General features: G+C 31.5%; 12 protein-coding genes. All 12 read left to right on the forward strand.

The features are described 5' to 3' along the window. Positions 1–15 precede the first annotated feature (15 nt). The 12 genes from GQR92_RS11970 (at position 16) to GQR92_RS12025 (ending at position 12,414) form a co-directional block, all read left to right on the forward strand. Positions 16–459: a 3-hydroxyacyl-ACP dehydratase FabZ family protein gene (locus GQR92_RS11970; RefSeq protein WP_158839849.1), complete on the forward strand. Its 444-nt coding sequence runs from the start codon at positions 16–18 to the stop codon at positions 457–459. A gap of 71 nt (positions 460–530) precedes the next feature. Further along, positions 531–1,805 carry a beta-ketoacyl-[acyl-carrier-protein] synthase family protein gene (locus GQR92_RS11975; RefSeq protein ID WP_199269134.1) on the forward strand — a complete coding sequence of 425 codons (1,275 nt, stop codon included), beginning with the start codon at positions 531–533 and terminating at the stop codon, positions 1,803–1,805. Between the two features lie 68 nt (positions 1,806–1,873). Beyond that, entirely contained in the window at positions 1,874–2,125 is a 252-nt protein-coding gene (locus GQR92_RS11980) for an acyl carrier protein (protein ID WP_158839851.1), read from the forward strand. Then, complete coding sequence (locus GQR92_RS11985; protein WP_158839853.1) at positions 2,118–2,690, forward strand: 4'-phosphopantetheinyl transferase family protein; 573 nt, start codon at positions 2,118–2,120, stop codon at positions 2,688–2,690. Before GQR92_RS11980 ends, GQR92_RS11985 begins: the two co-directional genes overlap by 8 nt. Beyond that, on the forward strand, positions 2,680–3,129 hold the full coding sequence (locus tag GQR92_RS11990; RefSeq protein WP_158839855.1) for a 3-oxoacyl-ACP synthase: 450 nt from the start codon (positions 2,680–2,682) through the stop codon (positions 3,127–3,129). The genes GQR92_RS11985 and GQR92_RS11990 overlap by 11 nt, the downstream gene beginning before the upstream one ends. Positions 3,130–3,166: 37 nt before the next feature. Further along, positions 3,167–4,042 (forward strand): helix-turn-helix domain-containing protein, encoded by an 876-nt coding sequence (locus GQR92_RS11995; protein ID WP_158839858.1) that lies wholly within the window; start codon positions 3,167–3,169, stop codon positions 4,040–4,042. A 339-nt stretch (positions 4,043–4,381) separates the two neighbouring features. After that, positions 4,382–5,017, forward strand: coding sequence for a DUF6973 domain-containing protein (locus GQR92_RS12000; RefSeq protein WP_158839860.1), 636 nt, complete (start codon positions 4,382–4,384; stop codon positions 5,015–5,017). Positions 5,018–5,209: 192 nt separating this feature from the next. Beyond that, on the forward strand, positions 5,210–6,826 hold the full coding sequence (locus GQR92_RS12005; RefSeq protein WP_158839862.1) for an aspartate:alanine exchanger family transporter: 1,617 nt from the start codon (positions 5,210–5,212) through the stop codon (positions 6,824–6,826). 46 nt (positions 6,827–6,872) lie between these two features. Beyond that, positions 6,873–8,735 carry an SLC13 family permease gene (locus tag GQR92_RS12010; RefSeq protein ID WP_158839864.1) on the forward strand — a complete coding sequence of 621 codons (1,863 nt, stop codon included), beginning with the start codon at positions 6,873–6,875 and terminating at the stop codon, positions 8,733–8,735. Between the two features lie 237 nt (positions 8,736–8,972). Next, a complete protein-coding gene (locus tag GQR92_RS12015) occupies positions 8,973–9,638 on the forward strand; it encodes a succinate dehydrogenase cytochrome b subunit (RefSeq protein WP_158839866.1) in 666 nt (221 codons plus the stop codon). A 12-nt stretch (positions 9,639–9,650) separates the two neighbouring features. Further along, positions 9,651–11,663 carry a fumarate reductase/succinate dehydrogenase flavoprotein subunit gene (locus GQR92_RS12020; RefSeq protein ID WP_158839868.1) on the forward strand — a complete coding sequence of 671 codons (2,013 nt, stop codon included), beginning with the start codon at positions 9,651–9,653 and terminating at the stop codon, positions 11,661–11,663. A 10-nt stretch (positions 11,664–11,673) separates the two neighbouring features. Next, complete coding sequence (locus GQR92_RS12025; protein WP_158839870.1) at positions 11,674–12,414, forward strand: succinate dehydrogenase/fumarate reductase iron-sulfur subunit; 741 nt, start codon at positions 11,674–11,676, stop codon at positions 12,412–12,414. Positions 12,415–12,473 lie beyond the last annotated feature (59 nt).

Below are 12,473 nucleotides of genomic sequence, written 5' to 3' on the forward strand. Positions count from 1 at the left end.
TGTTAAATCGAGCAAATGAACCAAATAGAAATTATAAAAAATCTTCCTTATACAAACCCATTTTTGTTTGTTGATGAACTCACAGAAATTTCAGAAAACGGAGTTACAGGAAATTATACATTTAAAGAAAATGAATTTTTTTATGAAGGTCATTTTAAGGGAAATCCGATTACGCCAGGAGTAATTTTAACGGAAACCATGGCGCAAATTGGTGTTGTTTGTTTGGGAATTTATTTATTAAAAGACGAAATCTTATCAACAGAAAAAAAACCACAAATTGCTTTAACCTCTAATAATATTGATTTCTATTTACCCGTTTTACCAAATGAAAAAGTAACCGTAACTTCAGAAAAAGAATATTTTAGATTCAATAAATTAAAGTGCAAAGTAAAAATGATGAATGCCAAAAATGAATTGGTTTGCAGAGGAACTATTTCTGGAATGATAATAGCTAAATAAATTAATGTCAGTTCGAGTGATTTCGATTATTCGCGAAATTGTATCGAGAACAAATTAATAAAAAATTAAAATTGAAAAACAGAGTTGTAATTACTGGTTTAGGAGTGGTGTCGCCAAATGGCGTTGGTATACCTGCGTTTACAAATGCTATAAAAGCTGGAACTTCTGGCATTACCTTTCATCAAAATTTAAAAGACAAGGGGTTTTCTTGTTGTATTGGTGGAATTCCGGATATTTCTGAAGAAAAAAAAGCAACATATTTAACACCTTTACAACTACGTGGGTTTAATAGTACTTCTATTTTATACGGATGTATAGCAGGAATTGATGCGTGGAAAGATGCAGGTTTTTCTGTAGATGAAAACTCTAAATTAGATTATGATTCTGGTTTAATTTTTGGAACAGGAACATCTGGAATTGAGAAATTTAGAGAGGCAATTTATAAAATTGATGAGCAACAAGTAAGACGTTTAGGAAGTACTTCTGTGGTGCAAACCATGGCAAGCGGAATTTCGGCTTATTTAGGTGGAATTTTAGGTTTAGGAAACCAAGTAACAACAAATTCATCTGCTTGTACAACGGGTACAGAAGCCTTGTTATTAGGTTTTGAACGTATTAAAAACGGAAAAGTAAAACGAATGTTGGTTGGCAGTTCTAGCGACAGTAGTTTGCATACTTGGGGCGGATTTGATGCCATGCGCGTAATGTCTTATAAACACAATGAAACTCCAGAAAAAGGATCGAGACCTATGAGTGAAACTGCATCTGGTTTTGTTCCTGGAAGTGGCGCAGGAGCCTTGGTTTTAGAATCGTTAGAGAGCGCTTTAGAAAGAAAAGCAACTATTTATGCGGAGGTTTTAGGTGGGAATATCAATTCTGGCGGACAAAGAAATGGCGGAACGTTAACGGCGCCGAATGCAGAAGCTGTTCAGAAATGTATTACTGATGCAATTTTAGATGCCAATATTTCTGCGGATGAAATTGATGTCATAAACGGACATTTAACAGCAACATCTAAAGACAGTTTAGAAATAGAAAATTGGACCAAAGCATTGCAAAGAAAAGGAACTGATTTTCCATACATTAATTCTTTAAAATCGATGATTGGTCATTGTTTGGCTGCTTCTGGCGCTATTGAGTCTGTTGCTGCTGTTTTACAAATTAAAGAACAATTTGTGTTTCCAAATATCAATTGTGAAGATGTACATCCAGAAATTACTGCATTAGTTTCTTCGGATAAAATTCCGACAAAAATGATGGAGAAAAACTTTACTATTTTAGCAAAAGCAAGTTTTGGTTTTGGTGATGTAAATGCTTGTGTTATCTTTAAAAAGTATAAATTGTAACTAATTTAAGATAAAGAAAAACCTCACAGCTTTTAAAAAACTGTGAGGTCTAAAACAATAAATAAAAAATGACAAAAGAAGAAATTATAAGTAAACTAACAACCATTGTAAAGCCTTATATTCAAAATGAAGATGGGTTTAAAAACATCTCTGAAGACACAGATTTTATAAATGATTTAGAAATAAACTCTGCAAATTTGGTAGATATTATTTTAGATGTAGAAGATGAATTTAAGATAGAAATAGACAATGCTTCTATGGAGAAAATGCTCTCTGTAAAAGCTACTGTAGCAATTATTCAAACAAAAATGAATGCATAGAATTGGCAATGATATTGTAGATTTAAATCTTGCAGAAACCGAAAGTAATTGGCAACGAAAAGGTTTTTTAGAGAAACAATTCACCCAAAAAGAGCAAACTGAAATTTTAAAAGCTAAAAATCCGTTTTTAAAAGTTTGGTTGTTTTGGAGCATGAAAGAAGCGGCTTACAAATGCTACACCCAAAAGGTAGAAAGGCGATTTTTTGCTCCTTTAAAATTTGAATGTAGTTTAGTTTCTAATAACGAAGGAATTGTTTCTTTCGAAGGAGATAAATACCATACTACTACGGTTATTAATTCATTTTATATTCATACAGTTGCTAAAGAAACCGATGGGGAGGTTAATTTTTTCTCGAATATTGGTTCTTTAGAAACAATAAATAGCATTTTAAAAATACAATTGGCAGCCAAAAAAGAAATTGTATCAGAAGAAATAGATAAAATAAAAACGCCTATTGGAGCGCCACTTTTTTATCATCAAAAACAATTATTAACAAAATCTTGTTCAATTTCTCACCATGGAAATTATGGAGCATTTGCATTTATTTTAAATAATGAAGCTTAAAGAAGAACTCTATTATAAGTGCGAAGCATTTGTAAATAATCGGTTACAAACGGTAGATGACATAATTTCATCGAACCAAAAAGCATTGCAATCAGAAACTAAAAGTTCTGCAGGTGATAAGCATGAAACTGGGCGTGCAATGTTACAATTAGAAATGGAAAAAGCGGGTCAGCAATTAGCAGGAATCAACCAAATGAAAGAAGTTTTGGCTAAAATAGATATATCAAAAAAGAGCACTATTGCTCATTTGGGTAGTGTAATTGAAACAAGTTCTGCAAATTATTTTTTATCCATTTCTGCAGGACAATTAATTGTTTCTGGTAAAGTATATTTTGCTATTTCAGTATCATCACCCATAGGGAAACTTTTGTTAGGTAAGAGTATTAATGATGAATTGGTTTTTAACAATAATAGAAGTATAATTAAAGGTATTAGTTAATATTTTGTATTTTAGGTGTTTAAATAGTTAATTATCAATGATAAAAACTCCAATTATAACGCATAATTATCAAAAACTTGAAAAATTTAATTTTGATATTGTAAAACTTGAAAAATTAGTAGAACTTGAAAGTACGGAGGTTCTTGCAAAAAATCATAAAGTAAATTTTTACGCGTTAATTTTTATTACAGATAATAGTGGTAAACATTCAATAGATTTTACAGATTACGATTATAGTAAAGGAACCATACTTTCTATAAGAAAAGATCAAATGCATAAGTTTTATTTAAGTAAAGACACAAAAGGTTTTTTGTTATGTTTTAAAGAAGAGTTTTTAAATAGTTATTTAAATGAGCTAGAAATAGCTAGTGCATTACAGATGTTTAATGAGTTGTTAGTGTCTCCAAAAACACAATTAATAAATAGCGATTTCGGAGGTATTTTTCAATTGATAAAAGTTATAGAAAAAGAAGCTTTAGTGGTTAATGATATGTATTCTTATAAGCTTATTAGAAGTCTTTTACATATTTTAATTACCTTAATTTATAGGTTAAAATCTAAAGAATATAATAATGTACAACAAAGTAAATATTTAAAAGAGTTTATTAAATTTCAAAATGCTTTAGAAGAGGATTATTTTAAAACTAAAAAAGTGTATGATTATGCAAATAAATTAGGTTTTTCAACAAAAAAGTTAAATACGGTAGTAAAGTTTATTGCAAATAAAGCTGCAAAAGAGTTTATTGATGACACGGTTATTATAAAAATAAAAAGATTGCTTTTGCAAAATAACCTTTCTATAAAAGAGATTGCATTTAAAGTAGGTTTTAAAGACCCCGCCAATTTATATAAGTACTTTAAAAAGCATACTACATTTACGCCAGAAGAGTTTAGAAAACAATTTATACGTTAATTTATCCCATTTTTACAGTTTAAAGGCACTTTATTACCTTTCCTGCGTAATACATTACACTTAGTTTTGTCGAACAACATTTAATGTTTAAAATAAGAAGTTATATTCCCCAATTTTTCATAAAATTTACTTTTTGAAAAGTATATAATTAAATCACCTTAATTCTTTTTTAGAATCAAGGTGATTCTTTTTTAGAGTTACTTTAATCTAAAAAAAATATTTTTCACCATTTTTAGAGGAATCCTTATAAGAGTTTTGAAATTGATGAGAAGGGAATCATGGTTAAAAAAAAGCCTTATTTTTACCATATTAAGTTTATTAACAATCTTATTTTTTTAAATGAAAAAACAACTCTTTTTTTTAGCACTATTATTTTCTGTTCAAATGTTTTCTCAATCTAATTTTAAAAGCTTTTTTAAACTTTCTGCCCCCATTAAAAAATGGGTATTATTTCATCCGTTTAAAGCAAAAAGATCTTTAACAGTTTCTAACGAAGCCAACAGAGTTTCTGATTCTATTGCAAAAACAAACTTATTAGATGGAGATGGTGCAGGTGGTCAAGTAGATGCATTTAGACATGGATATTGGATGGCACGTATGCGTCAAGAAATAGGAGAAGGTGCCGCACGTTCTTTAGGAAAAGCACATGAAAAAGAGAATTATATTAGCTATAAAAAACGAAAGCTAGAAGAGGGTATTGTGCCAGATGAGATATCATCAAAAATGGATTTATACAATAATGAAGAAGGGTTAAAATTAATTACTAAAGGAAGTAAAGTTTCTAGAAAAGTATTAATTTATAAAATTGTAAACGCCATTAATAAAGGTTCTTTCAAAATTATAAAAAAAGATATAAAGGGTAATTTTTTAACTTGTAAAGGAGAAGTTATTGCCAAAGAAGTACTTAGGGGAACTTGGGAAAATAGTAAATGCTTAATTTCATCTAAAAAAGGTAAAAACATCAGTTTTAATTAAGAAAAAATTTACTACAACGTATTCGTTCAATAAGCATGGTTGTTAGCGTACTTTAAACTAAAAAAAAACCAATAAAAGCAAGGCTTCAGCTGATAAATATCATATAAGCTTATTGTGGTAAAGACCTACTTTTGTCTACTCAAATGAAATTTAGTTTTTTATAAAATTACATTTAAATAAATATTAAAATTTATGGAATTTTTTTCAGAATTACTCACCAAAGATTACTTTGTGTTATTTCTAGTTATTGGCTTAGGAATTACCCTTGGAAATATTCGAGTAAAAGGGATTAATTTTGATACTTCGGCAGTTATTTTTGTAGCCATTTTTTTCGGGTACTTATATAACTTATATGGTATTACTTTTAATATTCCTTCTATCATACAAAGTGTGGGGTTGGTTTTATTTATTTACACCATAGGTATGCAAGCAGGCCCTTCTTTTTTCAGTTCTTTTAAAGAACAAGGAACAAAATTGATTACACTGGCAGGAATTACAGTATTAACAGGTGGAATTACAGCTGTCTCTATTTCTTATATTTATGATGTAGATATGAATATGATGAGTGGTTTGTTAACAGGTGCATTAACCTCTACACCTGGTTTGGCTGCTTCTATAGAGGCTTCTCAATCTCCTTTAGCATCAATTGGTTATGGTATTGCGTATCCTTTTGGGGTTTTAGGCGTTATTTTATTTGTAAAACTAGGCCCCTCTTTATTTAGAGTTAACATTAAAAAAGAAGAAAAAGATTTTGAAGAAAAATCAAACTCTAATACTCCAATGGTAATTAATAAAAACTTAATTATCTCTAATGAAAACGTTAACGGAAAAACTATTAAAGAGTTAAGAATACGTTTTATGACCAAAGCGAATATTTCTCGTATCATGAAACCGAATCAACTACCTATTTGCCCTACAAAAGACACAATCTTAGAAACTGGAGATATTATTAAAGCGGTAGGTACAGTAAATGCATTAGAAAGAATAGAAGTTTTATTAGGTAAAGTTACCGATATAGAAATTCCACGTAGTGGAACTTACGAGGTAAAATGGTATGTTGTAAGTAATGATGCTGTGGTAAATAAAAGCATTAGAGAACTCAATTTGTTAGAAAACTATTCTGCAACAATTACACGTATTAGAAGAGCAAGTATCGATTTAGCACCGCACCCAACAACTAAAATAAAATTTGGAGATAAAATTTTAGTTTCTTGCTCTATAGGAAACGTTTCTGCTGTTACACAACTCTTTGGAAATAGTTTAAAAAGAATTGGGCAAACGAGTTTTTTACCAGTTGCACTTGGTATTGTTATTGGTATTCTTGTTGGTGCAATCGCAATTCCTTTGGGAGGGATCAGTTTAAAACTAGGTCTTACAGGAGGTGTGCTTTTAGCTTCTATTTTTTTAAGTTGGAAAGGAAAAGTTGGGCCTGTAATTTGGAATTTATCTGGGCCTGCAAATCAAATACTACGTCAGTTTGGGTTATTATTATTCTTAACACCTGTTGGTCTTAATGCAGGACAGAGTTTAATTTCTGCCATTGAAAAACATGGTTTTATTTTATTTTTGTATGGAGCGCTTATTACTTTAGTTCCAATGATTACAACGGTTCTTGTTGGACGCTTCTTACTAAAAATTAATTTTTTATCTATTTTAGGAGCATTAACCGGAGGGATGACTTCAACTCCAGGTTTAAGTGCAACAGATTCTATGACAGAATCAGAAGCACCACAAGTTGCTTATGCAGCAGTTTATCCTTTTTCTTTAGTACTTATTATTATAGTAGCAGAAGTGATGGCGATGTTATAATATATTTTTTATTCAATTTACACTAGAAGTTATAAATACTCAAACTATGACAACTACATTTATTATTTTAGCAATAACAATTGTTCTTTTTGTATCAGGAAAAATTAGACCAGATATTGTAGCAATCACTAGTATGATGGCGCTAAGTATGACAGGGATCTTAACTGTTAACGAAACTTTTTCTGGATTTAGTAATTCGAGTATTATTTTAATTGCAGGTCTTTTTATTGTTGGAGAAGCAATGAGTAGAACCGGATTAACTTCTTGGTTGGGTAATAAAATTATTGTGCTATCAAAAAATAATTCAAATAAACTATTAGTCTTAATTATTATTGGTTCGGCTATTCTGTCTGCCTTTATGAGTAACACGGGTACAGTTGCATCTTTAATGCCTGTTATAATTGCTGCTTCTTGGAGATTAAAAACTCCTGCTTCAAAAATGTTAATTCCTTTATCGTTTGCAGCTGCTACCGGAGGTTTGTTAACGTTAACAGGTACGCCAACAAATATTGTTACAAACCAAGCAATGATAGATGCTGGAATTCCTGAATTTGGTTTTTTCGAATTTGCATACATAGGGGTTCCTTTGTTACTGTTAACGGTAATTTATATGCGTTATTTGGGAACAAAATTACTACCAAGTAATAAGTCTAGAAGAGTAGAAGATATTGATGAATCAATACAAAGTATAGAAGATTCCTATCAATTATTTCAAGGGTTTTGGAGGGTAAGGATTAGACCTAATTCTTCAGCTGTTGGTAAAACGATGAAAGAATTAAAGTTAGGATCCTTAATGGGAGTAACTATTATAAAAATGATTTCTAAAGAAGATATTACAACTTCTTTTCTTAAAAAGGTAGGTTTCAAAAAAAGTGATTTGGATGAATTTCCAGATTTAAATAGACAAATGAATGTTGGAGATGAGCTCATTGTTAATTGTAGTGAAAATCGTATTCATAGATTTATTGATAAGTATAATGTAGCTGCAACTAAATTGGCAGATGTTGATGGTGAATTTATCAAACAGAATGTACTTTCGGATGAGATTGGGATGTGTGAGTTGATTATTGCTCCAAAATCTAGCTATAAAGGGAGGCATATTAATACCGGTAGATTCGGAAAAAAATACAATTTGCAAGTTATTGCAGTAAGTAGATATAATAAAAGAATTAGAGGTAGAGAATTTGATTTGAGAGAAGGCGATGTTATTTTGGTTCGTGCTAAATGGGAAGACATTAAAGCGATTCAAGAAGAAAGTAGAGATTTCTTAATTATTGGTTCTCCAGAAGAGTTGTCTAAAGAAGTTGGTACCATAACAAGAAAAGGTATTATCTCCATTTTGGCAATGGTATTTATGGTGTGCATGTTTATTTGGGGGCCTTATTCGTCATCAATTACAGTAATGTTAACCGCATTTATTATGATTGCTGCAGGTTGTATTAATATGAATCAATCTTATAGATCTATCAATTGGAATGTGATTATTATAATGGCAGGTATGATACCGATGGGGGTTGCACTTCAAAAAACAGGAGGCGCAAAATTTATTGCAGATTCTATGATTTTATTAGTAGGAGAAAAACATCCCACTTATTTCTTAGCAGGTATCTTCTTAATTACTTCTTTTTTAAGTCAGGTAATGAGTAATACTGCAACGGCAATTTTAATGGCACCAATTGTTTTGGTAGCGTCTTTAGAGTTGGGGTATTCTCCGCATCCATTTATGATGGCATTAGCAGTAAGTGCATCTACGGCTTTTTTAACGCCTTTTGGTACACCTACAAATACAATGGTAATGAATGCAGGTAATTATAAGTTTACAGATTATTTAAAAAGTGGTGCTATTTTACTTCTAATGTTTTTTATAGTAAGCATTGTATTGATCCCTATAATTTGGCCATATAGTTAAAGTGGGTTAAAATAGATTCTTTTTTTGGTTAACCAGTTTTGTGAAAGATGAAATTTTTTATATTTTTTAAATAAATTTAGACACATAAATAACTGATTTTAAGTTGTTTAAAATATGTTTATTTTCTTTATTAAAACGATTCTAAATAATTAAAAAACCCCTGTTTTATTTCAATAAAGAATATGTAAATAGTACATTTGTAAAACAACAATTATAACTTAATTATACATTTATACAATGAGCGGATTTTTCAAATCTTCAGTTGGAAGAAAGATAGCCATGGCGCTTTCTGCATTCTTCCTCATGTTTTTTCTAATAATGCATATATCAGTAAATTTACTTTCACTTTTTAGTGAAGATGCATTTAATACAGCTTCTCACTTTATGGGGACAAACCCTATAGTACAGTTTGCTTTGCAGCCGGTATTAATTATTGGTGTTGTTTTTCATTTTGTAATGGGTTTTATTTTAGAGTTAAAAAACAAAAAAGCAAACGGAGTTGCTTATGCTAAAAATAATGGAGCTGCTAATTCATCTTGGATGAGTAGAAACATGATTTACAGTGGAATTGCAATTTTAGCTTTTATTGTTTTACACTTTATCGATTTCTGGTTTCCAGAAATTAACCATAAATATATTGCTGCTTTACCAGAAGATCCAACAAGATATTTTCATGAATTACAAGAGAAGTTTGTAAACCCTATTAGAGTTATTGCTTATGTAGTTGCATTTGTTTTCTTAGGATTGCATTTAGCACATGGTTTTGCATCTGCTTTTCAATCGATGGGAGTTACCGCAGGAAGAAAAAAAGCATTACAAAATTTTGGTAAAATATATTCAATAGTTATTCCTTTAGGATTTATAATTATTGCATTATTTCATCATTTATTTAATAACCATTAATTTTAAATAACAATGGCTTTAGATTCAAAAGTACCAAAAGGTCCAATTAAAGATAAATGGACAGATTATAAAAATAAAATAGACTTGGTAAACCCTGCAAACAAACGTAATATAGACGTTATTGTTGTAGGTACAGGATTAGCAGGTGGTTCTGCCGCAGCAACATTAGCAGAGTTAGGCTATAATGTTAAAGCATTTGCTTACCAAGATTCTCCAAGAAGAGCGCATTCTATTGCTGCACAAGGAGGAATTAACGCTGCAAAAAATTACCAAGGAGATGGAGATTCTACTTACAGATTATTTTACGATACTGTAAAAGGTGGAGATTACCGTTCTCGTGAAGCAAACGTATATCGTTTAGCTGAAGTTTCTGCAAATATTATTGATCAATGTGTAGCACAAGGAGTTCCTTTTGCACGTGATTATGGTGGTTTGTTAGACAATCGTTCTTTTGGTGGAGTTTTAGTTTCTAGAACTTTTTATGCAAAAGGACAAACGGGGCAACAATTATTATTGGGAGCGTATTCTGCAATGAATAGACAAATTGCTCGTGGTAAAATAGAGATGTTTAACAGACATGAAATGTTAGACGTTGTTATTGTTGATGGAAAAGCAAGAGGAATTATTGCAAGAAATTTAATTACAGGAGAAATTGAGCGTCATTCTGCACATGCTGTTGTAATTGGTTCTGGAGGTTACGGAAATGTATATTTCTTATCTACAAACGCAATGGGTTCTAATGCAACTGCAGCTTGGAAAATACACAAGAAAGGAGCTTATTTTGCAAATCCTTGTTATACGCAAATTCACCCAACATGTATTCCTCGTTCTGGAGATTATCAGTCTAAATTAACATTGATGTCTGAGTCTTTACGTAATGATGGACGTATTTGGGTTCCTAAAAACATGGAAGATGTTTTAGCAATTAGAGAAGGAAAGAAATCACCTAATGATTTAACAGAAGATCAAAGAGATTACTATTTAGAAAGACGTTACCCTGCATTTGGTAACTTAGTACCGCGTGATGTTGCATCTAGAGCAGCAAAAGAACGTTGTGATGCTGGTTACGGAGTAAATGCAACAGGAGAAGCTGTGTATTTAGATTTTGCATCTGCTTTTACACGTTACGGAAAAGAGCAAGCAAAAATTCATAATATAGAAAATGCATCACCTGCAAAAATAAAAGAATTAGGACAAGAGATTGTTAGAGCAAAATATGGAAACTTATTTCAGATGTATGAGAAAATCATAGATCAAAACCCGTATGAAACTCCAATGATGATTTATCCAGCGGTACACTATACAATGGGTGGTGTTTGGGTAGATTATAACTTAATGACAACTATTCCTGGATGTTACTGTATTGGAGAAGCAAATTTCTCTGACCACGGAGCAAACAGATTAGGAGCTTCTGCATTAATGCAAGGTTTGGCAGATGGTTATTTTGTACTACCTTATACTATTGGAGATTATTTATCTGCTGATATTAGAACAGGAAAAATATCTACTGAAACTGCAGAATTTGACGCAGCAGAAAAAGAAGTTACAGAAAGAATCAATCATTTTATTGAAAATAAAGGAACAAAATCTGTAGACTATTTCCATAAGAAATTAGGAAAAGTAATGTGGGACAAGGCAGGTATGTCTAGAAACGCAAAAGGATTACAAGAAGCAATGGTAGAAATTAAAGCCATTCGTGAAGAATTCTGGAAAGAAGTTTCTGTACCAGGATCTGCAAGTGAAATGAACCCAGAATTAGAAAAAGCAGGTAGAGTTGCAGATTTCTTAGAGTTAGGTGAGTTATTTGCTAAAGATGCCTTAATGAGAGCAGAATCTTGTGGAGGTCACTTTAGAGAAGAATCTGCAGAATTAGATGGCCCTCAAAAAGGAGAAGCAAAACGTAACGATGTAGATTTCGCTTTTGCAGCTGCTTGGGAATATAAAGGAGAACCTGCAGATGCAGTTTTACACAAAGAAGAATTAGAGTTTAACGATATTGAATTGAAACAACGTTCATACAAATAAGAAAGACAAGATGAATTTAACACTTAAAATTTGGAGACAAAAAGACGCTGGTTCAAAGGGTCAAATGGTAGACTATAAAGTGAATGATATTTCAGAGCACATGTCTTTTTTAGAAATGATGGATGTTTTGAATGAACAATTAGTAAACACAGGTGAAGAGCCAGTTGCTTTTGATCATGATTGTAGAGAAGGTATCTGTGGTGCTTGTTCTTTATATATTAATGGAGAAGCTCACGGACCAGATAGAGGTGTTACTACATGTCAGTTGCACATGCGTATGTTTAAAGATGGCGATACTATTACCATAGAGCCATTTAGAGCATCAGCATTTCCTGTAATAAAAGATTTAGTAGTAGACAGAATGGCTTTTGAGCGTATACAACAATCGGGTGGTTACATTTCTGTAAACACATCTGGTAATACGCAAGATGCAAACTCATTGCCAATTTCTAAACACGCAGCAGATGACGCTATGGATGCAGCAACTTGTATTGGTTGTGGTGCTTGTGTGGCTACTTGTAAAAACTCTTCTGCAATGTTATTTGTTGGTGCAAAAGTATCTCAGTATGCTTTATTACCACAAGGACAGGTAGAGGCTGCAGATCGTGTAAAAAACATGGTTGCACAAATGGATTTAGAAGGTTTTGGTAACTGTACAAATACAGGTGCTTGTGAGGTAGAATGTCCTAAAGGAATCTCTTTAGACAACATTGCAAGAATGAATAGAGAATTGATGAAGGCTAATTTATAATTTGTCATTGCGAACGATAGTGAAGCAATCTGTTTAATAATAAGAATGAATTGTCATTG

This window comes from Polaribacter sp. L3A8, from assembly GCF_009796785.1.
In the GTDB taxonomy this organism is placed as follows: Bacteria; Bacteroidota; Bacteroidia; order Flavobacteriales; family Flavobacteriaceae; genus Polaribacter.